Origin of the sequence: Streptomyces tendae, from assembly GCF_008632955.1 — a bacterium.
Lineage (GTDB): Bacteria > Actinomycetota > Actinomycetes > Streptomycetales > Streptomycetaceae > Streptomyces.
Map to the genome: position 1 here is coordinate 2,782,257 of NZ_CP043959.1, position 24,741 is coordinate 2,806,997.

At 74.3% G+C, this 24,741-nt stretch carries 16 protein-coding genes and 5 pseudogenes; 11 read left to right on the forward strand and 10 right to left on the reverse strand.

Annotated elements, in window-relative coordinates; all coding sequences use genetic code 11:
• Positions 1-5: 5 nt before the first annotated feature.
• The gene (locus F3L20_RS12920; RefSeq protein WP_150154503.1) at positions 6-1,259 is read right to left on the reverse strand and encodes an FAD-binding protein; all 1,254 of its coding nucleotides are present in this window, start codon (positions 1,257-1,259) and stop codon (positions 6-8) included.
• Between the two features lie 153 nt (positions 1,260-1,412).
• On the opposite strand from F3L20_RS12920, the pseudogene F3L20_RS12925 reads away from it, so the two are divergent.
• A pseudogene (locus F3L20_RS12925) lies at positions 1,413-2,734 on the forward strand (radical SAM protein).
• 238 nt (positions 2,735-2,972) lie between these two features.
• Positions 2,973-4,490: a cellulose-binding domain-containing protein gene (locus F3L20_RS12930; protein ID WP_150154504.1), complete on the forward strand. Its 1,518-nt coding sequence runs from the start codon at positions 2,973-2,975 to the stop codon at positions 4,488-4,490.
• Positions 4,491-4,561: 71 nt separating this feature from the next.
• Here F3L20_RS12930 and F3L20_RS12935 read toward each other — a convergent pair whose 3' ends face one another.
• Positions 4,562-5,140 (reverse strand): TetR/AcrR family transcriptional regulator, encoded by a 579-nt coding sequence (locus F3L20_RS12935; RefSeq protein WP_150154505.1) that lies wholly within the window; start codon positions 5,138-5,140, stop codon positions 4,562-4,564.
• A gap of 90 nt (positions 5,141-5,230) precedes the next feature.
• Between F3L20_RS12935 and F3L20_RS12940 the strand changes: the two genes are divergently transcribed.
• Positions 5,231-5,677 (forward strand): DUF1772 domain-containing protein, encoded by a 447-nt coding sequence (locus F3L20_RS12940; protein ID WP_150154506.1) that lies wholly within the window; start codon positions 5,231-5,233, stop codon positions 5,675-5,677.
• A gap of 371 nt (positions 5,678-6,048) precedes the next feature.
• A pseudogene (gene rsgA / locus F3L20_RS12945) lies at positions 6,049-7,146 on the forward strand (ribosome small subunit-dependent GTPase A).
• 115 nt (positions 7,147-7,261) lie between these two features.
• Here the strand turns inward: rsgA and F3L20_RS12950 are convergent.
• Positions 7,262-8,266 (reverse strand): HEAT repeat domain-containing protein, encoded by a 1,005-nt coding sequence (locus tag F3L20_RS12950; RefSeq protein ID WP_150154508.1) that lies wholly within the window; start codon positions 8,264-8,266, stop codon positions 7,262-7,264.
• Positions 8,267-8,272: 6 nt separating this feature from the next.
• Entirely contained in the window at positions 8,273-9,124 is an 852-nt protein-coding gene (locus F3L20_RS12955; RefSeq protein WP_150154509.1) for a HEAT repeat domain-containing protein, read from the reverse strand.
• 145 nt (positions 9,125-9,269) lie between these two features.
• Between F3L20_RS12955 and F3L20_RS12960 the strand changes: the two genes are divergently transcribed.
• Complete coding sequence (locus F3L20_RS12960; RefSeq protein ID WP_150154510.1) at positions 9,270-10,655, forward strand: DNA-3-methyladenine glycosylase 2 family protein; 1,386 nt, start codon at positions 9,270-9,272, stop codon at positions 10,653-10,655.
• 2 nt (positions 10,656-10,657) lie between these two features.
• Positions 10,658-11,155, forward strand: a complete 498-nt coding sequence (locus tag F3L20_RS12965; RefSeq protein WP_150154511.1) for a methylated-DNA--[protein]-cysteine S-methyltransferase — start codon at positions 10,658-10,660, stop codon at positions 11,153-11,155.
• 18 nt (positions 11,156-11,173) lie between these two features.
• Here the strand turns inward: F3L20_RS12965 and F3L20_RS12970 are convergent, their stop codons facing one another.
• The gene (locus tag F3L20_RS12970) at positions 11,174-11,656 is read right to left on the reverse strand and encodes a DUF456 domain-containing protein (protein ID WP_150154512.1); all 483 of its coding nucleotides are present in this window, start codon (positions 11,654-11,656) and stop codon (positions 11,174-11,176) included.
• A gap of 433 nt (positions 11,657-12,089) precedes the next feature.
• On the opposite strand from F3L20_RS12970, the gene F3L20_RS12975 reads away from it, so the two are divergent.
• Both F3L20_RS12975 and F3L20_RS12980 read left to right on the forward strand, forming a co-directional pair.
• Positions 12,090-13,352 carry a protein phosphatase 2C domain-containing protein gene (locus F3L20_RS12975; protein ID WP_276615862.1) on the forward strand — a complete coding sequence of 421 codons (1,263 nt, stop codon included), beginning with the start codon at positions 12,090-12,092 and terminating at the stop codon, positions 13,350-13,352.
• Positions 13,353-13,418: 66 nt separating this feature from the next.
• The gene (locus F3L20_RS12980) at positions 13,419-15,164 is read left to right on the forward strand and encodes a pyruvate dehydrogenase (RefSeq protein WP_150154513.1); all 1,746 of its coding nucleotides are present in this window, start codon (positions 13,419-13,421) and stop codon (positions 15,162-15,164) included.
• A gap of 6 nt (positions 15,165-15,170) precedes the next feature.
• Here the strand turns inward: F3L20_RS12980 and F3L20_RS35600 are convergent.
• Positions 15,171-16,908 (reverse strand): annotated as a pseudogene (locus F3L20_RS35600) (helix-turn-helix domain-containing protein).
• Positions 16,909-17,165: 257 nt separating this feature from the next.
• Between F3L20_RS35600 and F3L20_RS12990 the strand changes: the two are divergent.
• On the forward strand, positions 17,166-17,783 hold the full coding sequence (locus F3L20_RS12990; protein ID WP_145826536.1) for a hypothetical protein: 618 nt from the start codon (positions 17,166-17,168) through the stop codon (positions 17,781-17,783).
• Between the two features lie 211 nt (positions 17,784-17,994).
• A complete protein-coding gene (locus F3L20_RS12995) occupies positions 17,995-18,414 on the forward strand; it encodes an ATP-binding protein (RefSeq protein ID WP_150154514.1) in 420 nt (139 codons plus the stop codon).
• 88 nt (positions 18,415-18,502) lie between these two features.
• Here the strand turns inward: F3L20_RS12995 and F3L20_RS13000 are convergent, their stop codons facing one another.
• Positions 18,503-19,555: a DUF2637 domain-containing protein gene (locus tag F3L20_RS13000; RefSeq protein ID WP_150154515.1), complete on the reverse strand. Its 1,053-nt coding sequence runs from the start codon at positions 19,553-19,555 to the stop codon at positions 18,503-18,505.
• A 360-nt stretch (positions 19,556-19,915) separates the two neighbouring features.
• A pseudogene (locus tag F3L20_RS13005) lies at positions 19,916-20,785 on the reverse strand ((2Fe-2S)-binding protein).
• A 237-nt stretch (positions 20,786-21,022) separates the two neighbouring features.
• On the opposite strand from F3L20_RS13005, the pseudogene F3L20_RS13010 reads away from it, so the two are divergent.
• Positions 21,023-21,780, forward strand: a pseudogene (locus F3L20_RS13010) (GntR family transcriptional regulator); the annotation flags it as partial.
• Between the two features lie 283 nt (positions 21,781-22,063).
• On the opposite strand, the gene F3L20_RS13015 reads toward F3L20_RS13010, so the two are convergent.
• Positions 22,064-22,831, reverse strand: coding sequence for a hypothetical protein (locus F3L20_RS13015; protein ID WP_167534519.1), 768 nt, complete (start codon positions 22,829-22,831; stop codon positions 22,064-22,066).
• Positions 22,832-22,988: 157 nt separating this feature from the next.
• Positions 22,989-24,680 carry a PucR family transcriptional regulator gene (locus tag F3L20_RS13020; protein WP_150154516.1) on the reverse strand — a complete coding sequence of 564 codons (1,692 nt, stop codon included), beginning with the start codon at positions 24,678-24,680 and terminating at the stop codon, positions 22,989-22,991.
• Positions 24,681-24,741: the final 61 nt, after the last annotated feature.

The window sequence follows — 24,741 nt, forward strand, 5'->3', positions numbered from 1 at the left end:
GGCGCTCAGCCGCCCAGCACACCCCGCACGAAGGCGTTGCCGAACGTGCCCTCCGGGTCCAGCTCGCGGACCAGGGCGCGGAAGTCGGGCAGCCGGGGGTAGCGGTCGTGCAGCTCGGCCGGCGGCGTGGTGAACACCTTGCCCCAGTGAGGCCGGGGCGCGAACGGCGCGAGGACCTCCTCCACCCGCCGCACCACGGGCAGCACCGTGGGGGTGTCCTCGATCCAGGTGAAGTGGACGGCCACCGTGTCCCTGCCGTACGCGGGGCCGATCCACTGCTCCTCGGCGGCCACGGTGCGCACCTCGCACGTCTGCAGCACCGGCGCGACCGTCTCCCGTATGCCGTCCAGGGCACGCAGCACGTCCACGGCGGTCTCCCGCGGCAACAGGTACTCCGACTGCAGCTCCGCCCCGCTGCTCGGGGTGAACTCGGCCCGGAAGTGCGGCAGCCGGTCGTGCCAGGGGCCCGGCACCCCGAACTGCTCCGTGCAGTTGACCCCGGGCATCCCCGGCACCGGGTGCATCTTCTCCGCCGCCGGCGCCGCCCACGGGAAGTCCGTCCGCGGCCGGTCGGTGCGGTGCTTCACCCACACCTGCCGGAAGCCGGGCTCCCGCCAGTCGGTGAACAGGCTCACGCTGTACGCCGCCGCCATCACCGCGTCGAACGTGCCCGAGTCCAGCACCTCCAGCGGCAGCTCGGTGAACACCCGCTGCTCCACCTCGTACGCCGGCTCCAGGTCCAGGGTGAGCGCGGTGACCACGCCGAGCGCGCCCAGCGAGGTGACCGCGCCGCCGAAGCGCTCGTCGCCGCGCGCCGGCGTCACCGTCGAGCCGTCCGCCGTCACCAGCTCCACCGCCCGCACGGACGACGAGAGCGGGCCGTTGCCGACGCCCGAGCCGTGCGTGCCGGTGGCGACCGACCCGGCGACGGAGATGTGCGGCAGGGACGCCATGTTCGCCAGCGCCAGCCCGTGCCGGTGCACCTCCCGGGCCAGCTCGGCGTACCGCACCCCGCCGCCGACCCGGACCGTGCGCTCCTCGGTGTCCACCTCGATCACCGGGGGCAGCGCGGCGAGGGACAGCAGGACGCCGTCCGCACCCGGCTCGGCGATGTCGTTGAAGGAGTGCCCGCTGCCCAGCACCCGCACCCGGGAGGACTCCGCGACCAGGGCACGCAGCGCCTCGACGGTGCGCGGCCGGTGCAGCTCCTTGGCGGCGTAGGTGATGTTGCCCGCCCAGTTGGTCACGCTCTCGGTCATCCCTCGTCCTTCCCGGTCCGGCCCCGGAAGGGGCCCCCGCCGGAACCTATCCCGGGTGTGGCACGCTCCATGTGGGGGGACCCGGCGCCCCGGACGTCCGAGCGGGGGCATACCGTGAGGAGTCGTACGTCGGCACCGGGAGGAGAACACGCGATGGGCAGCCGTACCGCGCTGGTCGAGGATCTGATGGAGCGGTTCCCGCACGTTCCGCGCGAGGCCGTCTTCAAGGAAGACCTGCTGCGCGGCGGTGTGGCCTTCGACCCGTCCGCGCTCAGCGACAACGAGAGCGGCGAGGTCAAGCCGAAGTCGTACTTCATCTTCTCCTTCGACCACGGCACCCTGCCGGAGCTGGGCGAGGCCGCGCTGCGCCGCCCGCCGGAGGAGATCATCCTCACCGGCGGCCCCTACGACCTGCGCCGCACGGTCGTGTCCGTCCGGGTGAACCCGACGTCCCCGTACCGGGTCGCCGCCGACGAGCACGGCATGCTCGGCCTGTACCTGGACGGCAAGCGGATCTCCGACGTCGGCGTGCCGCCGATGCCGGAGTACTACCGGCACAAGCTGTCCAACGGGAAGTCGGTGATGGAGGTCGCCCCCACCATCCAGTGGGGCTACCTCATCTACCTGACGGTCTTCCGGGTGTGCCAGTACTTCGGCGCCAAGGAGGAGTGCCAGTACTGCGACATCAATCACAACTGGCGCCAGCACAAGGCGGCCGGCCGGCCCTACACCGGTGTGAAGGACGTCGAGGAGGTCCTGGAGGCCCTGGAGATCATCGACCGGTACGACACGGCGAAGGCGTCCACCGCCTACACCCTCACCGGCGGCGCGATCACCAAGACCGTCTCCGGCCGTGACGAGGCCGACTTCTACGGCCACTACGCCAAGGCCATCGAGGAGCGCTTCCCCGGCCGCTGGATCGGCAAGGTCGTCGCCCAGGCGCTGCCCAAGGACGACGTGCAGCGCTTCAAGGACTACGGCGTGCAGATCTACCACCCCAACTACGAGGTGTGGGACGAGTATCTGTTCAAGATGTACTGCCCGGCAAGGAGCGGTACGTCGGCCGTGACGAGTGGCACCGGCGCATCCTCGACTCCGCCGAGATCTTCGGCGCGCGCAACGTGATCCCGAACTTCGTGGCCGGTGTCGAGATGGCCGAGCCGTTCGGCTTCAAGACGGTCGACGAGGCCATCGCCTCCACCACCGAGGGCCTGCGCTTCTTCATGTCGAAGGGCATCACCCCGCGCTTCACCACCTGGTGCCCGGAGCCGACCACCCCGCTCGGCAAGGCCAACCCGCAGGGCGCGCCGCTGGAGTACCACATCCGGCTGCTCCAGGCGTACCGCCAGACCATGGAGGACTTCGGCCTGGCCTCGCCCCCCGGGTACGGCCCGCCCGGACCCGGCCGCGCGGTGTTCTCCGTCAGCTCCTTCATGGACAGCCTCCCCGCGCAGGAGCCCGTCGAGGCGGTCTGACCAGGCGCGACAGGGTCGGCGGACAAGCCGGACGGGACAGGAAAGGCCGGAATCGAGACGTTCCGGCCTTTCCTGCGTATGGTCCCTGCGAGGGGTCGCGGCGCCGCCACGGAAAGTGAAGACAGCGCTTGTCAGTTGTGTCGAGATCGTGCAAAGCTCTCGTCCACTGCCGCGAGGTTCCCTTCAACTCCACCCGCCGGTATGGCGAGTTGACCTCGCTCGTGGATGCAGGAGTCTCATGTCCGACCTGCCGAGCCCCCAGGACGCCACCGAGGCCGCCCTGTTCTCCGAATGCTGGGACGCGGTGCTCTCCTACGCCGACCTGTGCACGGCGGGATCCACCGCCGCCGCGGAACTGGCCCGCGAGGCATTCGCCCAGGGCATACGGGAGTTGCGGGCGGCCGAGTCGGGAAGCGTACGGGGCACCGGCCGCCGGTCCTCCCGGCTGCCCCGGATCCCCCTGCTGCTGACGGCGGTGCGCACCACGGCGGCCGCCTGGGAGCGGGAGGGGCAGGGCCACAAGCTGGACCCCGATCTGCGGCTGTGGCTGCACTCCGACGAGGCCGCCCGCTACACGGGCCCGCCCCTCGAACGACCCGTCGCCCTGCGCGGACTGCGCGACCTGCAGCAGGCGGACGCCGAACTGCTGTGGCTGGCCGAGGCGGAGGCGCTGCCGCTGCCCCTGGTGGCCCGCCGGCTGGGCCTCGACCCCGCCGCCACGGCCGACGAACTCGCCCAGGTCGGCCGCCTGTTCCGGGACCGCTGTCACCGCAACCACCTCGACTCGCCGATGGACGCCGAGTGCCGCAGCTACGCCCGGCTGCTCGACGCCGTCCCCCGCTCGCCCGCCGCGCAGACCCCCGAGGACCTCTCCCTGCACCTCGCCACCTGCCGGCAGTGCGCCGAGGCGGCCGCCTGTCTGCGCCTGCACGGCGGTACCCTGCCCGGCGCGCTGGCCTGCGGGGTCATCGGCTGGGGCGGCCTCGCCTACCTGGAACGCCGCCGCCGCGCCGCCGAGGCCCGGCTGGGGACCGGCCACCCGGACCGGGCCGACCTGGACGGCGACGACCCCGTGGACGGAAGGGGCCGCGCCCGGGTCGCCCGGCACGGGCCCATGGCCGCCGCCGTCCTGGTCTCGCTGCTCGCGCTCGCGGTCTCGCTGATGCCGTTCGGTGAGAGCGGTGAGCCCGCCACCGTTGTCCCCGAGACCGACCGCGGCGGTCCCGTGGCCGCGCCCGCGCCGTCGCTGCCCCGGTCGGTACGGCGCCTCCGGCGACGCCACCCGGGCTCGCCGGAACCCTCCGCCGTGCGCGGGACGCCGAGCAGCGCGCCGCCGTCCCGCACCGCCGACCCGACGCCGGAACCCGACCCGGAGCCCCAGGGCACCGCCTCGGCCGCCGCGGAGCCGGGCGCCGGGGGGAGTGGCGGGCGCACGCCGAGGTCCGCCTGCCTCGTCGGCTACGACGTGGTCAACCAGTGGCCCGACGGCTTCCAGGCGGGCGTCACCGTGACGACCCGGCACGCCCTGGACTCCTGGCGGGTGGGCTTCACGCTCCCCGACGGCCGGCGGGTCACCCAGATGTGGGACGCCACGGCGCACCAGGACGGCGCGCGGGTGACCGCTGCCGCGGCCGACTACAACGCGAGGGTCGCGGCGGGCGGCAGACTCGCCTTCGGCTTCATCGCCACCCGGCAGGGCACGGACGTCCGGGCATCCGACTTCACCCTCAACGGACGGCCGTGCGCGGTGGCGTGAACGCGCGACACGACGCCGATCCGCCCCGGCGCCGTAGCTGACGTGAGCGGCGCCCGGTCCGAACGCCCCGTTCACACCACCGCGAGCCGCTCGACCAGCAGGTCGATCCGCCGTTCCGCATCCCCCGGCAACAACCGCCCCGCCCGGGTCAGAGTGGCCAGCCCGTGCAGGGACGCCCAGAACACCTCCGTGAACAACCCCGGGTGCACACCTTCCCCCGCCACCTCCGCCAACGTCTCCAGCAACGCGGCAAACGCGTCCTTCAACGGCTCCGGTGTGTCCTCGACCGCGAACGCCAGCCCGGTGTCGAGCCGGAACAACGCGTCGTAGACAGCGGGATTCCGCTCGGCGAAGTCGAGGTAGGCACGGGCCAGTGCGGTGACCCGGCCCCGCGGTCCGTCCGCCGGGACGACCGCGGCCCGCAGCTCCGCGGCCATCTCGGCGGCACCCTCCAGGGCGACGGCCCCGATGATCTCCCGCTTGCCGCGGAAGTGGCTGTACAGCACGGGCTGGCTGTACTCGATGCGCTCGGCGAGCCGGCGGGTGGTGACCGCGTCCCACCCCTGCTGCTCGGCCAGTTCGCGTGCCGTCGCGACGATCAGGCGCTCCCGCTCCGCCCGCTCACGCTGCTTTCGTTCCTGTACCGACATGACTGGATCCTAGCATCGCTAGACAACCGAGCGGCAGAAGGTCTAGCGTTGACCCATCAGCTAGCAATGCTAGATCTCTGGGAGGGTCACATGCTCAGCACACTCGAGGTCGTCACCGTCGTGGTCGTCGGCCTGATGGTCGGCGTGGAGTTCTCCGTCGCCTTCGTCATGAACCGCATCTTCGACGCACTCCCCGAGGACAGCACCCAGCTCGCCCACTCCCACGGCGGGCGCATGCTCGGCGCCGTGATGCCGTTCTGGTACATCGGCTCGGTCGTCCTCGCCGCGCTCTGGGCCGTCGCGGGATGGAGCGACCACGGCACCGGTCTGGTCGTGACCGCCGGCGCGCTGCTGATCCTCAGCGTGCTCATGTCCGTCCTGCTGCTCGTCCCGATCAACGACCGCGTCAAGACGTGGACCCCCGAGAACCGGCCGGCCGACTGGAAGCAGCAGCAGAACCGCTGGGGCCGCTACCACTACGGCCGCCTGGCCGTCATCACCACCGCCTTCACCCTGCTGGCCGTAGCCCGCGGCTGAGGCGCGTGCAGCAGCGGGTACTGACACGGAATGGGGGCTTGGAGTGGGGCCGGGTCGTGATCCGGCCATGGGGGACGGATCATTCGGCGCCGCCGTCACACCAAACCGCCGCAGCGGGCGCGGTGGTGGGCCGGATAAAACGATGGCGGGGCGTCGTCCGGGCGCTTAGTGTGTGCCGTGTCGGCAAGGCGCCCCGTGGGCGCTGTTCGTGACGAGGTTCGTGGGAGGTGTGACCGATGGCTGTCTCCGTGATGGGCGCTGCCCGCATTCAGTCGTTCGATTCGTTCACCTCCGTGGCCTCCGGCTGACCTCACCTCTTCCCGCGCGTCCGTGAACGCGCGCTGCCGGGGCCGCCCTTCGAAGGGTTCCCCTTGAATCTCTCCTCTCTTTCCGCTGCGTCGCACCCGCTCGCTCCCTACGGCTGGGACGAGAAGTGGGAGGCCGCGTTCGCTCCGTACGCCGCGCAGGGGCTGGTGCCGGCCGGGTGCTCCGGGTCGACCGGGGCTGTGCGACATGGCCACCCGGACGGCGTGATCCGCGCCGACACCGAGTACGTCGTCCCCCGCGACCCGATGAAGGTCGTCTGCACGGGCGACTGGGCCGCCGTCGACCCCGAGGGCGCCCGCCCCCGCTACGTACGCACGCTGCTGCCGCGCCGCACGGCGTTCGTGCGGTCCACCTCGTCCAAGCGGTCCGAGGGACAGATCCTCGCCGCCAACGTCGACCACGCGGTCGTCGCCGTCTCCCTCGCCGTGGAACTCGACCTCGCCCGCATCGAGCGGTTCCTCGCGCTGGCGTGGGAGTCCGGGGCGCAGCCGGTCGTGGTGCTCACCAAGGCCGACTTCGTGCCGGACGCGGTGACCCGCTCCCACCTCGTGCGGGACGTGGAGACCAGCGCGCCGGGCGTGCCCGTCCTCACCGTCAGCGCCCAGGACGGGGAAGGGCTCGACGTGCTCGCCGCGGTCGTGGCCGGCGGGACCTCGGTCCTGCTCGGGCAGTCCGGCGCGGGCAAGTCCACCCTGGCCAACGCCCTTCTCGGCGAGGACGTCATGGACGTCCAGGCCACCCGGGACGTCGACGGCAAGGGCCGCCACACCACCACGACCCGCAACCTGCTGACACTGCCGGCGGGGAGTCCTCATCGACACCCCGGCCTGCGCGGCGTCGGCCTGTGGGACGCCGGCACCGGCGTCGGGCAGGTGTTCTCCGAGATCCAGGACCTCGCGAAGAACTGCCGGTTCCACGACTGCGCCCACGAGAGTGAGCCCGGCTGCGCCGTCCTCGACGCCGTCGAGACCGGCGAGCTGCCGCAGCGCCGCCTGGACAGCTACCGCAAGCTGCTCCGGGAGAACCAGTACATCGTCGCCAAGACCGACGCCCGGCTCCGCGCGGAGATCCGCAAGGACTGGAAGCGCAAGGGTGCCATCGGCAAGGCGGCGATGGAGGCCAAGCGGGGCCGGTTCCGGTGAGCGGCCGGTGGGGGAATGCCGCGGCCGTGAGCAGGGCGTGGCCGTAGGCAGGGCTGCGACTGCGTACTGGTCGTAGCCGTTCCGCCGGAAGCCCGGGAGGGCCCCGGCGGAACGGTCAGCCCGAGCTCCGCAGCTCCAGGATGTACGTCGCCGTCAGTGCCACCGTCCGGTCCGGGTCCCCGGTCAGGGACGTCAGCGTCTCCGAGGCCGCCCGGCCCGGGATCTCGGCGAGCGCCTGCGTCAGCCGGCGGCGCGCGGAGGAGTCCAGCGCGCCGTCGGCCAGGCGGCCGGCCAGGGCCGTGACGACACGGTCCGCCACGGCCGCGTCGCCCGCCAGGGTGCTCAGCGCGTCGGCCGCGTCGACGTCGTTCGCCTCCTCGACCACCATGCCGAGGAGTTCCGGCACCGCGTCGGCCACGCCGCGCGCCCCGAGTTCCAGAGCGGCGGTCCGGCGTACGGCCGTGTCCGCGTCCCCGAGGGCGTCCCGCAGCAGCGCCGTCGCCCGGTCGCCCGGGATCTCCGCCAGGCACCGTACAGCCCGCCCGCGCACCTCCGGCGCCGCCGACTCCAGACCGGCCGCCAGCAGCTCGGGCCCTCGCTCGCCCGTCTGCGCCAGCGCCCACCGCAGCGCCCCGGCGACATGCGGGTCCGCCTCGCTCAGCACCGCCTCCACCAGTGCCTCCACCGGCACCTGTGCCGCGTCCACCGACGACAGCGCCGCCCGTTGCCGCATGCCGGCGTCCCCCGACCGCAGGTTCCGCAGCAGGGCGACCACCTGGAGGACGTCCTGCCAGTCGGCGGGCTCCGCCGCGTCGATCCGCCGCAGCCGGGTCAGCAGCTCCGTCTCCCGCGCGATGCGCTCACGTGTCCGCCGGGCCAGGTCCGCGACGAGACCGGACGGGGTGAAGCCGGGGTCGTCCAGGGCGCGGCCCACGTCCCGCAGCGACAGGCCCAACGACCGCAGGCTCTCCACGTGGAAGATCCGGCGGATGTCCTCCTCCGTGTACGCGCGGTACCCGGCCGTCGTGCGGCCCGTCGGCCGCACCAGGCCCAGCGACTCGTAGTGCCGCAGCATCCGGGGACTGACCCCGGACCGCCGCGCCACCTCACCGATCAACACCCGTGCTCACTCCTCCCGCCGACCCGCGCCCGAGCCCTCCGGCCCACCCGCGCCCGGCGTCCCTTGCCCGTCCGCGCCCGGAGCCTCTGCCCCCGGGGTCCCCCGCCCGTCCGCGCCCACGGCCTCTCGCTCGCCCGCGCCCGGCGTCCCCCGCCCGTCCGTTCCCGGAGCCTCCTGAGCGTCCGCGTCCAGCGCCTCCTGCCGCTCCGGGCCCAGCGACACCATCCGTTTCGCCTCCTCCACCGCGTACGCGAACCCCGCGTCGGGATCGCGCCACAGCTGCTGGGTGGCGAGCGCGTGCCCGCGCACTCCGGGGTCCGGGTCGGACGCGGCCTCCCGCAGCAGCGGAGCGACCGGCTCACCGAGGGCGATCAGCGCCCGGCTGAGACTGAGGTGCGTCTCCCTCCCGCCCCGTCCGAGCTGCGACACCAGCACCTCCGCCAGCTCCCGCGCCTCACCCTCCGGTACCAGCAGCGCCGCGGTGCGCCAGGCGGTCCGAGCCACCTCGTCGTCGGCGTCGGTCAGCAGCGGCCGGGTGATCGCCGGCCACACGCCACGGTCCCCGATCTTGGACAGCGTGTGCAGCGCCTGACTCCGCGCCCGGGCGGACGGCGAGCGCAGCTCGGCGACCACCCGGGGCACCGTCAGTGCCGCCGGATGCCGGGTGAGCGCCCAGGTCAGCATGTCGCGCACATGGAACACCGGTTCCACCGCGCACCGTTCCACCAGCGTCTCCACGAACTCCGGGTCCGGGTCCGAGCCGGCCGCCAGCGCCGACCGCAGCCGCACCGAGGCGCTGTCGTGCCGCAGCCCCGCGCGCACGCGTGACGACGTCGTCTCCACCTTCGGCATGGTCATCAAGAGCACCTCCTGGGCCGCAAGTGAAGACCTTCTCACCGTGTCAGGGTCAAGCGCCGCACGAGGCCGCCCCTCCTCACCCGCCCCGGTCTCCATGTCCGATTCCCGCCAGCCGCGCCGCCCCCGCCGGAGGACACTGGATCCTATGAAGGTCGAGGACAGCAGGTACGAGGCGGTGCGCAGCCGGGACGCCCGGTTCGACGGCGCGTTCTTCTTCGCCGTCGAGACCACCGGCATCTACTGCCGCCCCAGCTGCCCCGCGGTCACCCCCAAACGGTCCCACGTACGGTTCTTCCCGACGGCGGCCGCCGCGCAGGGCGCGGGCTTCCGGGCCTGCCGGCGCTGCCGCCCCGACGCCGTTCCCGGCTCCGCCGAGTGGAACGTACGGGCCGACGCCGTGGGCCGGGCGATGCGGCTGATCGCCGACGGCGTCGTCGACCGTGAGGGCGTCGCCGGGCTCGCCGCGCGCCTCGGCTACAGCGCCCGCCAGGTGCAGCGGCAGCTCACCGCGGAACTGGGCGCCGGACCGGTCGCCCTGGCCCGGGCCCAGCGGGCCCACGCCGCCCGCGTCCTGCTGCAGACCACCGCCCTCCCGGTCACCGAGATCGCCTTCGCCGCCGGGTTCGCCAGCGTGCGGCAGTTCAACGACACCGTCCGGGCCGTGTACGCCACCACGCCCACCGGACTGCGCGCCGCCGCGCCCCGCAGGGGCCGGCCCCGGCCCGGCACCCCCACCGCCGGCGTCCCCCTGCGGCTCGCCCACCGGGGCCCCTACCAGGCGCGCCCCGTCTTCGACCTGCTGGAGCGGGAAGCCGTCCCCGGCGTCGAGGAGGTGACCGGCACGCCGGGCGCCCGCACCTACCGGCGCACCCTGCGCCTGCCCTACGGCACCGGCATCGCCGCCGTCGACGAGCGCACCCACACCGGCACCGGCGCCCGCCCCGGCGGCTGGCTCGACGCCCGCGTCCACCTCACCGACCTCCGCGATCTGACCACCGCCGTGCAGCGGCTGCGTCGGCTGTTCGACCTGGACGCCGACCCGTACGCCGTCGACGAACGCCTCGGCGCCGACCCCCGGCTCGCCCCGCTGGTCGCGGCCCGCCCCGGGCTGCGCTCGCCGGGCGCCGCCGATCCGGACGAGGTGGCGGTGCGGGCGCTGGCGGGACGGGACACGGCCGCCGAGCTGGTCCGCCGCTACGGCAAGCGGCTCGACGCGCCCTGCGGCGGCCTCACCCACCTGTTCCCGGAGGCCGCCGCCCTCGCCGGCGCCGAACCCGACGGCCCCCTGGGCGCGCTCACCGCCGCCCTGGCCGACGGCACCGTACGGCTCGGACCCGGCGCCGACCGGGAGGAGGCCCGGGACGCCCTCGCCGCCGTCCCCGGCCTCGACGCCCGTACGATCGCGGCGATCCGCACCCGTGCGCTCGGCGACCCCGACGTGGCGCCGCCCGGCACGGACGCCCCCGACAGCTGGCGCCCCTGGCGCTCGTACGCCCTGAACCACCTGCGCGTCGCAGGGGAGTTGGAGTAACCATGACCACGACCACGTACTGGACGCGGGTGGACAGCCCGGTCGGGCCGCTGCTGCTCACCGCCTCCCCGGCCGGCGAGCTGACCTCGCTCACCGTGCCCGGCCAGAAGAAGGCGCCCGTGCCGCGGGACGACTGGGCGCGGGACCCCGGGCCGTTCCGGGAGGCGGAGCGGCAGCTCGCCGCGTACTTCGCCGGGGACCTCAAGGAGTTCTCCCTGCCGCTGCGCGCGGCCGGCAGCCCGTTCCGGGAGAAGGTGTGGGCCGCCCTGGACGACGTGCCCTACGGCGGCACGGTGTCGTACGGCGAGATCGCCGCGCGGGTCGGCGCGCCCAGGGCCGCGGTACGGGCCGTCGGCGGGGCGATCGGCGCGAACCCGTTGCTGATCCTGCGCCCCTGCCACCGGGTGATCGGCGCCGACGGCTCCCTCACCGGGTACGCGGGAGGCCTGGAGCGCAAGGTACGGCTGCTCACCCACGAGGGCGTGCTGCCGCGCCCGTGACCCCGTCGTCGGCCCCGCTCAGCCCCAGAAGACCGCGCCGAGCCACGCGGCGGCGATCAGCTGGCAGGTGAACAGCTCCGTCAGCAGGCTCCAGCCGCCCGACCGCATCACCGTGCGCACCGCCGCCACCGCCTCGGCACGGCGGCCCAGCCGGCGCCGCTCGTGGACGTAGACACCGGCGAGGAAGCCCGGGACCGCGCCGATCACCGGCAGCAGGAAGAACCCGGCGAACGAGCCGCAGCCCGCGTAGGCCAGCACCCGGGCGTCGGCGCCGCCCGCCCGCAGCTTGCGCGGCGGCAGCGCCCAGCGCACCACCTGGGACAGGAACAGCACCACGGTCGCGCCCACCAGCACCCACCACGCGACGGGCTGCGGGTCCTTCAGCGCCCACCACAGGACCGCGGCCCACACCAGCCAGGACCCGGGCACCCCTGGCACCAGCACTCCGCACAGACCGAGCAGGAGCACCAAACCGGCCAGCAGGAGGTCCCACGCTCCCATCTGTCCAGGGTGCAGGAGGGCGCGGGACCGCGCAGAACGAGGACGGAGCCCGCATCCCGTCGTCCCCGGTCGCACACCTGTCCGATGAGCGAACGCGGGAGCTTGTGCCGGTTGGCCGTGCGGGGTGGGGATTTTCCCGATGCCCCGTTTTCAACCGGCCCGTGCGGTGGACAATTGAGGGCATGAGTCAGCAGGGGGGAAGACCCACCGGTCCTGGTCCCGAGGACGACTGGTGGGGGCAGCTCTACGACGACGCCTCCGACGACACGGGCCCGGCGCCGGCGCCCGATTCCCTGGACGACCGTTTCGCGTCGGCGTCCGGCACAGTGCACCCGGACGCGCCGCCCGACGGCACGCGTCCCCCGGCGGCTCCTCCGCCCCGGGACGTCCCCGGCACCCCTGCGGTCCCGGCCCCCGGCCGACCCCGGCGCGCATGCCGGAGGACACCCCGCCGAGCGCCCCCACGACCCCCTGCACCCGGCCGCACCACCCACGCCACCGTCACGCCGCCGCGCGCCCCCTGGGAGCCCCCGCCCTCCGCCCCCACACCCCGGGTCACGCCCCGACACTCCCGAACGAGCCGCCCTCCGCCCCCTCCGCCCCCACCGCCGCCCCCGCCTACGGCTCCTGGACCCCCGCCGCGCCCGCTCCCGCCGACCCGCCCGCCGACGAGTCGCCGGGCGGAACCGGAGCCGGGGAGTCCCGCCTCGAACCGCTCCCGCCCCCACCCGCCTCCCGCGCCTACGTCGGCTCCCGCCCGCCCACCTACGACCCGGAGCCCACCGCCCTCCCGGCCGCCGACCCCGACGCACTGGACGCCCTCGTCCCCGACACCGTGCTGGACGGCGCCCGCTACGGCGCCTGCACCCTGCGCGCCGCCTCCGTACGCGGGGACTCCGCCCGCTACCGGGGCGAACCGCGCCGCGACGCGCTGCTGACCGCGCGGTTCGGGACGGGGGAGCGGGCCCTGGTCCTGGTGGCGCTGGCCACCGGCGTGCGGACCGCCCCCGGGGCGCACCGGGCCGCCGCCGACGCGTGCCGCTGGATCGGCGCGGCGGTGGGGCGCAGCCACGAGCGTCTCGCCGACGACATCAGGGCCGCCCGGCGCGGCGACCTCAAGTCCGGCCTGCACCGTCTCACCGACCGCAGCCTCGGCAGGCTCCGCGCCGACGCGGCCGAACAGGGACTCGCCCCCGACGACTACGCGGCCACCCTGCGCTGCCTGCTGCTGTCCGCCGACCCCGAGTGCCGGACCCGGGTCTTCTTCGGGGTCGGCCCCGGCGGACTGTTCCGGCTGCGCGACGGCGAGTGGCAGGACATCGAACCCGAGGTCGCCGAGATCAAGGGCGAACCGGTGCTCGGTTTCGGCTCGCCGCCGCACGAGACACCGGACGGCGACCGCCTCACCATGGACCTCAACATCCCCACGCCCCCGAGCCCGTACGAGCCGGCCCCCGCACCGCCCCGCGAACCCTTCCGCTTCCGCACCTCCGTAGCCCGCCCGGGTGACGTGCTGCTGATGTGCGGCACCGGGTTCGCCGAACCGCTGCGCGGCGAACCGGGACTCCGCGACCACCTGGCCGACCGGTGGTCGGATCCCGAACCACCTGGCCTGACGGCGTATCTGGCCGACACCCAGGTCCGGGTGAAGGGGTACGCCGACGACCGTACGGTCGTCGCCGTCTGGGAGGCGTGAGCGCGTCCGGTGTGAATTCATGGATTCCGTCAGGCATCTCCGGTACCCGAGGGGCAGACGGAACCCATGGCCAAACAGAACATCGCGGAACAGTTCGTCGACATCCTCGTGCGCGCGGGAGTGAAACGCCTGTACGGCGTGGTCGGTGACAGCCTCAACCCCGTCGTGGACGCCGTGCGCCGCCACTCCGCCATCGACTGGATCCACGTCCGGCACGAGGAGACCGCCGCGTTCGCGGCCGGCGCCGAGGCCCAGGTCACCGGCCGGCTCGCCGCCTGCGCCGGCTCCTGCGGGCCCGGCAACCTCCACCTCATCAACGGGCTCTACGACGCCCACCGCTCCATGGCGCCCGTCCTCGCCCTCGCCTCCCACATCCCCTCCAGCGAGATCGGCCTCGGCTACTTCCAGGAGACCCACCCCGACCGGCTGTTCCAGGAGTGCAGCCACTACTGCGAGCTGATCTCCAGCCCCCGGCAGATGCCCCGGCTGCTGGACACCGCCATCCAGCACGCGGTCGGCCGTTCCGGCGTCAGCGTCGTCTCCCTCCCCGGCGACCTCGCCGACGAACCCGCCCCCGACCAGGCGCCGGAGACCGCCCTGGTCACCTCCCGGCCCACGGTCCGCCCCGGCGACGACGAGATCGACCGCCTCGTCGACATGATCGACCGGGCCGGGAAGGTCACCCTGTTCTGCGGCGCCGGCACCAAGGGCGCGCACGCCGAGGTGATGGAGTTCGCCGGGAAGATCAAGGCCCCGGTCGGACACGCCCTGCGCGGCAAGGAATGGATCCAGTACGACAATCCGTACGACGTCGGGATGAGCGGGCTGCTCGGCTACGGTGCCGCCTACGAGGCGACCCACGAGTGCGACCTGCTGATCCTGCTCGGCACCGACTTCCCGTACAACGCCTTCCTGCCCGGCGACGAGGTGAAGATCGTCCAGGTGGACGTGCGGCCCGAGATCATCGGCCGGCGGTCCAAGCTGGACCTCGCGGTGTGGGGCGACGTGAAGGAGACGCTGCGCTGTCTGCTGCCCCGGGTGCGCGCCAAGGACGACCGCAAGTTCCTCGACCGCATGCTGAAAAAGCACGCCGACGCGCTCGAGGGGGTGGTGAAGGCGTACACCCGCAAGGTGGAGAAGCACGTGCCGATCCACCCGGAGTACGTGGCGTCGGTGCTGGACGACATGGCGGACGACGACGCCGTCTTCACCGTCGACACGGGCATGTGCAACGTCTGGGCGGCCCGTTACATCTCGCCCAACGGCCGCCGCAGGATCATCGGTTCCTTCTCCCACGGCTCGATGGCCAACGCGCTGCCGATGGCGATCGGGGCGCAGTTCACCGACCGCGGCCGGCAGGTCGTGGCGATGGCCGGCGACGGCGGATTCAGCATGCTGATGGGCGACTTCCTCACCCTCGTCCAGTACGACCTGCCGGTGAAGGTCGTACTGTTCAACAACTCCTCGCTGAGCATGGTGGAGTTGGAGATGCTGGTCGCGGGACTGCCCTCGCACGGCACCGCGATGAAGAACCCCGACTTCGCCGCCGTCGCCCGCGCCTGCGGTGCCTACGGGGTGCGGGTGGAGAAGCCGAAGGAACTCGGGGGTGCGCTGAAGGCAGCGTTCAAGCACAAGGGCCCGGCGCTCGTCGACGTGGTCACCGACCCCAACGCGCTGTCCATCCCGCCGAAGATCAGCAAGGAGATGGTGACGGGGTTCGCGCTGTCGGCGTCCAAGATCGTGCTGGACGGCGGGGTCGGCCGGATGGTGCAGATGGCCCGCTCCAACCTGCGCAACGTGCCGCGCCCGTAGCAGCGTTCAGTTCGCGCGCGGGCGCCAGGAGCGGTTGAGCGTGTCGTACTCGTAGTGCGGCAGGCCGTCGATGGCGCTGGTGCGGAAGGGGCGGCCCCGGTCGTCGATCCGCACGGTGCCGGTGCGGCCCTGCGAGGACCAGTCCAGCTCCAGGTACCAGCGGCAGTCGCAGCCCCGGGTGCGGGCGGTCACCATCAGCACCTCCGGGTCGGACGCCGACACCCGGTACGGCATCCGCACCGCCGGGATCGGCGTCCCCGCGTCGTTCCCGGCGACCGCGCGGGCGATGGGCCGGTCCTGGTCCAGGTCCACGTCGAAGTAACGCGGGGTCAGCGCGCCGCCGCAGCCCTGGTCCATTGCGTACGCGTTCCCCGGCGCGGGCTCGGAACGGCCGGCCACGCGGACGCGCAGCCCGGTGAGCACGACGGCCGTGTCGGACTTCCCCTGCACCGACAGCTCCACCAGCGTCTCCTCGCCGTGCACGGCCCCCTGCGCGACCGCCCAGGTACGGGCGTCCTGCGGGGCCGGCGGCGGGGGCACCCGCGCGGGCGGCCTGGCCACGACGTAGTCGTGCCCGCAGCCGTACGACCAGGCGTGGGAGTCGACGGACCAGGTGAGGGGCGCCGCCCCGGCGGGCGCGGGCCGTGACGCCGTGGAGGCGCCGGAGTCCCCCGGCGTGCTGGACGCCTTGCCGCCTCCGCGGTGCCCGGGGGAGGAGGAACCGGACGGGGAGGGTGCGGCCGGGGCGGAGGCGGAACCGGTCACGGACGGCGCGACGGACCGTCCCGGCGCCGCGCTGTTCCCGGGGCGCGCCCCGGACCCGTCCTCCTCGGATGCCCCTGCAGTGTCGCTCCCGGCCGGCGTCCGCCGCTCGTCCGGCAGAAACGACAGACTCCCGACGGTGGCGAGTACGGCGCACACGGCGGCGGCCGCCGCGACGACCCGCTTCCGCCGCCACCCACGCCTCTTGCGTCCGCCGTTGTGCTCGACCGGCCCGCTGACGACATCGCCGTCGTGCCCGTCCCCGCACTCCGACGGGCCGAATACCTTCGCCCCGTCGCCGCCGGAGCGGCCGGCGCCCTCCGCACCCGCATCGGCGGACCCGGACGCTGCGTCACCGGCTCCGGGAGCGCCGGAGACCGGCACCGCACCACGGTCCTCGCCCGCGCCGTCCGCCAGTGAGCCGGCGGACGCGGCTTCGGCGTCACGGCCCGCTCGGGTGCGGTGTCCGCGCTCGTGCTCCGGGGACCCTTCCCCGCGCCGGGCGGGGGCGCCCGGGTCCCTGTGCGGCGGGGCGTCGGGCCGGTCGCCGTCGGGCGACGTGACCGGCCCGGCGTGCCCTTCCGTCTCGCCCGGCTCCGCGGGCCCCCTCGGCCCGCCGGGTTCCTCGGGCCCGCCGGGCTCACCGGATTCCCCGGGCCCGCCGGACGCCCCGGCCTCCCTCGCCGAGTCGGGCGCCGTCGCCGCCGGCCCCGTGCCACCCCGTGGCCGGCGTCGTGCCTCGACCGCCAGGAGCCAGCGGCGGTGGAGTTCCAGGCGTTCCGCGTCCGACGCGCCGCACAGCGCCGCGAAGCGTTCGACGGGGCGAAGTCGACGGGACCGCGTCCCCGGCGCAGTAGCGGTGCAGCGTCGAGGTGTTCATGTGCAGGCGGCGGGCCAGCGAGCCGTAACTGCGGTCCGTACGCCCCTTCAGCTCCCGCAGCAGCTCCGCGAACCGCGTGACGTCGTCGTCCTGTGCCGACACCGGCCCGGTCACCCCCACCTCGTCCGTCCCGCACGGCCGGGCCCTGGGACGGGCATCCCAGGCACCCCATATCACTGCACGTCAGACAGGCTGGGATGGTTCCATGCCGGGGAATCGGGCGGCGACGCTTGCGCCGGCCCCCGACGGCGGCCGAAGCTCTGGGTATCGCGAACCGCCCCGACGGCCCGGACGGACCATCCCGGCCGTCGCGGTGCACGCCTCGCCATTCCACCACGCACACCTCACGGGGGACACCCATGCCCATCCGCACTCGTGTCGCGGCGCTCGCCGCGCTCACCGCCGCCGCCCTCGCCGTGGGGGCGGCCGCCACCGCACCGGCCGGCGCCGCTCCGAAGAAGGCGCCGGCGCCCACGTTCCTGGCGGCCTCGGAGCTGCCCCCGCACCCGACCGGCTGGACCGCGGGCCCCGTCACCGACGGTTTCCCGGAGCAGCTCGCCTACTGCCTGGGCGAGGGCGTACCCGCGTACGACTACCGGCACCGGCTGTTCCACACCGACCTGGACACGGGCGCCGTGCAGGTCACCGTCGTCACCGGGTCCGCCGCGAAGGGCAAGGCGCTGGCCGCCCGCCTGAACAAGGAGATCCGCACCTGCGCGGACCGGATCGAGCGGACCTACCCGGACGTCACCGCCGAGGGCCGGTTCTACGGCACGCTGCCCGTCGAGGAGGGGGCGACGGTGCACGGGCTGCACACCGAGACGACCTGGGGGGCCACGGACGTCAACCTGCTGGCCGTGGGACGGGACGGCAGGACCGTGACCGTCGTCGGCTGGGGCCAGATGGGCGACTTCGACGGCGCCCCGGTGGCCGCGTTCAAGAAGACCGCGAAGAAGGCCGTCACCAAGCTCTACTGAGGTCCCTGAACTCTCCGCGACCACTGTGAGAAGCCGGGGTCGTCCTCTCGCCACGGGGGTCGGGAGGACGGCCCCGCGCGGTTGTGTGGCCGTTGCACTTCGGCCAACAACGACTCACGTCCGCTCCGTATGACTGCCGGGTGAACGACCGGGCAAGCATTCCCGTGTAGGTGCAGCAGGGGGAATCGGCATCGGCACGCGGGCGGGGGTCATGAGAAGTCAGGCTTCGGCGGATCGGCTGAGGCGCACACTGGGACGTGCGGACCTTCGGGCGGTGTCCGAGTCCCGCCGCGCCCTGCGCGAGCTGTTACGCCACCGGTGCGACCCGGAACGCTCCGCGGTCGCCGAACTGCTCACCAGCGAACTCTTGACGAACGCACTCGTCCACACCGACCGCGAGGCGGTCCTCACGGCGGCCGTGGGCTCCTGGGGACTGCGCGTGGAGGTACGGGACTTCACCGCCCGCGAGCCCCGGCCGCGCCCGCCGGCCGGCAACGACAGCACGCACGGACGGGGCCTGGTGCTGGTCGAGTCCCTGGCCGACGACTGGGGCGTCCGCAGGCACGGCGTGGGCAAGTCCGTCTGGTTCGCCCTCGGCCCGGACACGGAGGCGGACGCCGACGCGGCGTGAGGGACCCCGAGGGACGCGAACACGGACGCGGCGTGGGGGACGCGGTCCCGAACCGCGTCCCCCACGCCGCGTCCCGTCGTGAAGGGCATCAGCCGAACTGCTGCTCCAGGTCCTTGAGCTTGCGCTCCAGGGAGTCGAGGCGGGGCAGCGCCTGCGTGTCGTCCTCGGCCGTGAGGTCGACGGTCGTCGCGTCAGCGCCGGAACGGCGCACGGGCTGCAGGGAGGGACGCGGGGCGCGCGCGGGCAGGGCCTCCGGAGTCGCTATGGCAGGCTCCGCGGAGACCACGTCGGAGTCGCGCTCCACGGTGGGCGCCTCCAGTTCGCGCCCGCCGCCCCGGCCGCCGCCGACGCCGCGGTGGCCCCGGCTGATCGCCTTGAGCCGGGCCCGCTCCATCCGCTGCTGCTCCCGCCGGCGCCGCTTGGTCTCGTCCTTGCGCAGCTTGTCCTCGCGCACCTCCTCGACCGCCTCGTCGAGGCTGCGCACGCCCTCCAGCAGCATCAGCGACCAGGCGCGGTAGGTCTCGCGGGGGGCGCGCAGCCAGCGGACGATCCGGATCTGCGGCAACGGCCGCGGCACCAGGCCCTGTTCACGCAGGGCGGCCCGGCGGGTCTGCTTCAGCGCCCGGTCGAACAGCACAGCGGCGGAGAGGGACATACCGGCGAAGAAGTGCGGGGCGCCCGCGTGGCCGATGCCGCGGGGCGCGTGGACCCAGTTGAACCAGGCGGCCGCGAAGGCGAACGTCCACACGAGTATGCGCGAGCCGAGGGCCGCGTCACCGTGGCTGGCCTCGCGCACGGCGAGCACCGAGCAGAACATCGCCGCGCCGTCCAGACCGAAGGGGACGAGGTACTGCCAGCCGTCGGAGAGGCCGAGGTTCTGCTCGCCGAAGCCGACCAGTCCGTGGAAGGAGAGCGCGGCGGCGACGGCCGCACAGCAGAACAGCAGGACGTAGGAGACGGTGCCGTAGAGGGCCTCCTTGCGCCGCCGGCGCTCCTCGCTGCGCTCCCACGAGTCGTCCGCACCGGTGTCCTTGACCGAGGAACGCTTCCCGCGCGCCAGCACCGCCACCGCCGTCAGCATGCCAAGGAGCAGCACGAGGCCCGGAAGGAGCCAGTTCAGCGATATGTCGGTCAGTCTCATCTAGGGGTCCCTTGCATTGGGATAGGGCGTAACGCCCGCCATAGTGGCCCAATCCCGACGACCCCCAGGGGGTTTCGGGGCAAGAGGCCGCCATCGAAGTGCAAGGGGGGTGCCCAGGGCGGCATTCTGCTCGAACTGCCTTGTGAGGGGCGGGAGTTGAGTTCGAATAAGACTACCCGTACGGATGGTTCCGCGGAAATTTCCCGCGAGAGGTGGGGAAATTGTGAAGTGCTCGTGACCTCCGCGGCGCGATGCGCACCGGGGCGGCGCACCGACAGGGCACGCCGACGCGGCGACCGCCCTGACGTACCGGCCGGACGATCTTACGGCGCGCGGAGCCCCGCTGTTGTCGACAGCGTGTCAACTGGCCTGCGCGGCCAGGGCAGTGGCCCGCTCGCGGGTCCGCGCCGGGACCTGTTCCTTGGCGCAGGTGCGCGGGCAGGTGGCGCAGACGTCCGCCGGACGCACCGTGTAGAACATGCAGCAGCTCACCCGCTCCCGGGTGGCGGCGGCCGGCTCGGCGTCCGGTCCCGCGAGCCGGCGGAAGGCCGCCGCGCCGACGTACGGCTTGGTCGCGCCCGGCAGTAGCAGCTCCAGCTCGCGCATGCCCCGCTCCTCCTCGCCGAGCAGCTGGGCGACGTACCAGAGGCTCTCGACGATCTCGTCGGTCGCCATGCCCCACAGGGCGCGGCCACGCCGGCGCATCCGGGGGCCGAACCCGGCCAGTACGGGCTCCAGGTGCTCGGCGACCGCCGCACGCACCTCCGCCCGCAGGGCCTCCTCGTCGGGCACCACCCGGGCGCCGGGCAGGCGGCGGCGGGGTCGTCCGGCAGGCAGGCGAAGCCGTCGGGGCGGACCGCCATGCGGCCGACGGCGAGGCCGGGGGCGCCACGGTCGAACGAGACATGCGTCACGGGGTAGCGCGGCACCCGGCGGTGCAGGAACCACGGCACCGTGATCAGCAGGCAGGCCGGCCAGGCGTAGCGGTGCAGGCCGAAGCTGGCGATCACGTCCGGACGGGCCTGCCGGCCGTAGTCCCGCAGCACCTGTGTGTCGTCCCAGGCGAGGAAGGCCTCCAGCGCGTCCCCGCCTGCGGCGAGGTCGGCGGCGGCGATCCAGCCGCCGCCCCGGGGGTCGCCTCGTCGGCGCCGAGCTCGGTGACGGCGAAGGCGGGGAAGGCCTCCGCCAGGCGGCGTACGCGTCCGCGACAGCCGAACCGGGCACGGCCATGGGACCACCCCTTCACGTCTCGTGGAGCCAGGCAATAAAAGGTAAGCCTCACCTTACCGAAGATCGGTGAGATGTGAACTGGCGTCCGATGCGCATAAGGTGCTTGACGCACGGGGGCCAACCCCCCGTAATGACCCCAAGTACCGACACGTCCGCTGGAGGACCTTGTGAAGCAGGGCACGGGCTCCGCGGGACGGAGGAGGCGGTCGCCGCCCCGCCGCGCAGGGCCGCCACCGGGTGCCCGCCCAGCCCGCGGCCTCCGGCGCGGACCGGCGCCGCGACACCGGGCGCGACCGGCTCGCCGGCCCCGGGGACGGCGGCTCCGCGCGGGGGGAGCACACGCACGGCGAGTTCGCCCTCGCCCGGCCCCGGCACTCCGTCCAGCGGTCGTCCGTGCGCGGCCAGGTCCTGGCCGCCCTGCGCACCGCCCTCGTCTCCGGTGACCTGCGGCCCGGCGAGGTCTACTCGGCGCCCGTGCTGGCCGAGCGGTTCGGCGTCTCGGCGACGCCCGTCCGCGAGGCCATGCAGCAGCTCACCCAGGAGGGCGCGGTCGAGGTCGTCCCCAACCGCGGCTTCCGGGTCGTCGAGCGGGGCGCGCGGGAGATCGCCGAGCTGGCGGAGGTCGGGCACTGATCGAGGTGCCGGTGATGCTGCGGCTGGCCCGTACCGTGCCGGCCGAACGGTGGGCCGGGCTCCGGCCGCTCGCCGAGGCCACCGTCCGGGCCGCGTCCTCCGGCTGCCGCGCCACGTACGCCGACGCCGACCGCGCCTTCCACAGCGCGGTGCTGGCGCTCGCCGGCAACGAACAACTGGTCGGCATCGCCGAGGAGTTGCACCGTCGTGCCCAGTGGCCGCTGGTGGGCGGCGCCCCCGGCGGCGGCAGCCGCGCCGAACTGATCGCGGACGCCCACGAACACACCGCGCTCCTCGACGCGCTGATCGCGGGCGACCTGGACGTGGTGCGCGCACTGGTGGGGGAGCACTTCACCGGGGCGGGTAGGAGGGGCACCCCTCCGGCACCCCGGCCGTCTCAAGCACCGGCCCTCGAACGGATCTCTCGGGTGCCCCGGCCCCTCGGACGCGCCGCGAGCGCCCCGGATCCCCGCGCGCCGGGCGCCGCATCCTCGAACGGTCTCCCCGGTGCCCCGCGTCCTGGGTCACTGAACGCGCTCGGGTGCCTTGAGCCGGGCCGCGGACGCGTCACCGGGCGCGGGGAATCCCGGATCGCGGAGCGCGCCCACCCCCCGGTTCACCCGAACGAGGCACCCGCAAGGGCCCTCACGCCGTCGCCGCGTCCGTCTCCGGCGGGGCGAGGCGGTGGGCGAGCCAGGTGGGGACGCCGCCCAGGAGGCGGAACAGGCGGCGGGCCTCCTCGCGCAGCCGCGACGCCTCCGGTTCCGTCTCCGTGTCCGCGAGCGACACCAGCGCGGGCGCCGTACCGACGAGGTAGCCCAGTTCCTCGCGGATCCGCAGCGATTCCGCGAACCCGTGCCGGGCCTCCGTCAACTCGCCCTCACGCAGGGCGAGTCCGGCGAGATGGCGCCAGGTGGCGGAGAGCAGCAGCGGGTCGGGGTGGGCGGTGGCGCCCGCGTGGGCCCGCCGGTAGGCCGCCCGCGCCGCCTGCGGCGAGCGCGTGAGGTTCTCCGCGATGAGCCCTCGCCGGAAGTCCAGCAGAGCCCGGCCCGCCGCGCCCGGCGCGATCAGTGCCGCCGCCCGGCCCAGCGCGGCCCGCGCCTCGTCGGCCCGGTCCCTGACCTGGAACAGCGTGGCGGCGTAGGCCAAGTACCCGCGTTCACAAGCGGCGGCGCCCCGCTCGTCGTCGGTGTGCGCCATCGCCTCGGCCGTGCGCAGGGCGTCCTCCGCGTCCTCCCACCCGGCCTGCGTGTAGAGGCACCGCTCCACCAGCAGCGAGGCCCGCTGCAGGGACGTCCGGGGGGTGGCGGGGGTGAGCAGTGCGGCCGCGTCCACCCAGCAGGCGCGGGAGCGCAACCGCCACACCGCCGTCTGGAGGGGATCGTCATCGGCGGTCGTTCCGTCACCGGACATGGCGGTATGCGCCACGTTGCCCTCCCCGAGCACGCCATCGAGCTGTTGAGTGGTGGCCGCATCTCAGCACGAACCACCGGGCCCGGCCAAGAGGGCGGGTGAAGGATTTCACAAAGTCATGGGCCGCGGACCGGAACGGGGGAGTCCGAGTGAGGGCTCAGCTCATCCGCAGCGCCAGGAAGAAGTCCAGCTTGTCCTCCAGGCGCGACAGGTCACGACCCGTCAACTGCTCGATGCGGCCGACGCGGTAGCGCAGCGTGTTGACGTGCAGGTGGAGACGGGACGCGCACCGGGTCCACGAGCCGTCGCAGTCGAGGAACGCCTCCAAGGTCGGGATCAGCTCGGCGCGGTGCCGCCGGTCGTACTCGCGCAGCGGGTCCAGCAGCCGGGCGGTGAACGCGCGGCGCACGTCGTCGGGGACGAACGGCAGCAGCAGCACGTGCGAGGCCAGCTCCTGGTGCCCGGCCGCGCACACCCGGCCGGGACGCGCCGCCGCCACCCGCCGCGCGTGCCGCGCCTCCTCCAGCGCCCCGCGCAGCCCCTCCGCCGAGTGCACCGCGGCGGACACGCCCACGGTGAGCCGGCCGTCGCCGTCCAGCCCCGCGGTCAGCGGGCCGCGCACGGACTCGAGCAGGGCGTCGGCGAGCACTCCGGCGCCGCCGTCGTCGTGCTCGCCGGTCACCGAGGGCAGCGGGACCAGCGCGATCGCCTCGTCCCCGGTGTGCGCCACCGCGATCCGGTCGGACGGCTCGGTTCCGGTCGAGGCCGGGTCGACCAGAATCTCCTCCAGCAGCGCCTGCGTCACCGCGCCGCCGTCGTCCTCCCCGTCCTCCCACTCGACCCGGGCGACCACCACCTGCCAGTGCGGGGCGGTGCCGAGACCGGGCAGCAGCACCGGCGCCGCCACCCTCAGCCGCGCCGCGATCTCCGCGGGTGCGGCGCCCGTCTGCACCAGCTCCAGCACCTCCTGCGCCAGCCGGCGCCGCACCGTGCGCGCCGCGTCCCGGCGGTCCCGCTCCACGGCGATCAGCTGGGTGACGCCCTGCAGCAGGTCCCGCCGCTCCTCGGCCCAGTCCCCGGCGTCCGCCTCGACCGCCAGCAGCCAGTCCGACAGCGCCGTCTCCCGGCCCTCCCGCGCCGGGGACGGGGCATGCCCGCTGCCGCGCACCGGGAACAGGCTGTACGTCGTCTGGCCCAGCACCACCCGGTGCGGCCCGCGCCGCCCGGTGCGCACGGCGGCCAGGTGCTCAGCGGCGAGCCGCGCGCACGCCTCGGCGGACAGCGCGGTCGCGCCCCCGCGCGCCCCCGCGTCCTCCTTCGGTGCCGCGATCAGCCGGCCGGTCGGCGACAGCACCCAGGCTCGCAGGTCCAGGTCGGAGCCGAGCAGGTCCAGGACCACGTCGGGCCCCCCGCCTGCCGGGCCGGAGGTCATCATCCGCCGGTGCCGGTCCACCACGGCCGCCAGGTCCCCGGCGCGCTCGCCGGACACCTGCCGCACCACGTGCTCGGTGATGGTCGCGAACGCCACCGACTCGTGCACCGCGAACAGCGGCAGCCGGTGCCGCGCGCACGCCACGACCAGGTCGTCCGGGACATCCCCCAGCTCCGCCTCGCCGGCCGCCAGCGCGGCCACCCCGGCCTGCACCAGGATCCGTACGAACGGCTCGGAGTCGGCGGCGTCGCGGCGCCAGGCGAGACCGGTCAGCACCAGCTCGCCGCCCGAGAGGTAGCGGCTGGGGTCCCGCAGGTCGGTGGTCATCACGCCCCGCACGCCGCGGTCCAGCTCGTCCTCGCCGCCGAGCAGCTTCAGGCCCAGCGCGTCGGTGTCCAGCAGTGCGCGCAGCCGCATTCTCGTCGCCGCCGTTTCCTTGTCTCGGTAGCCGTGAGGCAGTGAAGGGATGGTTCCGGGA

What these genes read in the sequence shown, in the direction of transcription:
- F3L20_RS12920 (WP_150154503.1), bottom strand. Translation starts at nt 1,259, where the DNA reads ATGACCGAGAGCGTGACCAACTGGGCGGGCAACATCACCTACGCCGCC.
- F3L20_RS12930 (WP_150154504.1), top strand. Translation starts at nt 2,973, where the DNA reads ATGTCCGACCTGCCGAGCCCCCAGGACGCCACCGAGGCCGCCCTGTTC.
- F3L20_RS12935 (WP_150154505.1), bottom strand. Translation starts at nt 5,140, where the DNA reads ATGTCGGTACAGGAACGAAAGCAGCGTGAGCGGGCGGAGCGGGAGCGC.
- F3L20_RS12940 (WP_150154506.1), top strand. Translation starts at nt 5,231, where the DNA reads ATGCTCAGCACACTCGAGGTCGTCACCGTCGTGGTCGTCGGCCTGATG.
- F3L20_RS12955 (WP_150154509.1), bottom strand. Translation starts at nt 9,124, where the DNA reads ATGACCATGCCGAAGGTGGAGACGACGTCGTCACGCGTGCGCGCGGGG.
- F3L20_RS12960 (WP_150154510.1), top strand. Translation starts at nt 9,270, where the DNA reads ATGAAGGTCGAGGACAGCAGGTACGAGGCGGTGCGCAGCCGGGACGCC.
- F3L20_RS12965 (WP_150154511.1), top strand. Translation starts at nt 10,658, where the DNA reads ATGACCACGACCACGTACTGGACGCGGGTGGACAGCCCGGTCGGGCCG.
- F3L20_RS12970 (WP_150154512.1), bottom strand. Translation starts at nt 11,656, where the DNA reads ATGGGAGCGTGGGACCTCCTGCTGGCCGGTTTGGTGCTCCTGCTCGGT.
- F3L20_RS12975 (WP_276615862.1), top strand. Translation starts at nt 12,090, where the DNA reads ATGCCGGAGGACACCCCGCCGAGCGCCCCCACGACCCCCTGCACCCGG.
- F3L20_RS12980 (WP_150154513.1), top strand. Translation starts at nt 13,419, where the DNA reads ATGGCCAAACAGAACATCGCGGAACAGTTCGTCGACATCCTCGTGCGC.
- F3L20_RS12990 (WP_145826536.1), top strand. Translation starts at nt 17,166, where the DNA reads ATGCCCATCCGCACTCGTGTCGCGGCGCTCGCCGCGCTCACCGCCGCC.
- F3L20_RS12995 (WP_150154514.1), top strand. Translation starts at nt 17,995, where the DNA reads ATGAGAAGTCAGGCTTCGGCGGATCGGCTGAGGCGCACACTGGGACGT.
- F3L20_RS13000 (WP_150154515.1), bottom strand. Translation starts at nt 19,555, where the DNA reads ATGAGACTGACCGACATATCGCTGAACTGGCTCCTTCCGGGCCTCGTG.
- F3L20_RS13015 (WP_167534519.1), bottom strand. Translation starts at nt 22,831, where the DNA reads ATGTCCGGTGACGGAACGACCGCCGATGACGATCCCCTCCAGACGGCG.
- F3L20_RS13020 (WP_150154516.1), bottom strand. Translation starts at nt 24,680, where the DNA reads ATGCGGCTGCGCGCACTGCTGGACACCGACGCGCTGGGCCTGAAGCTG.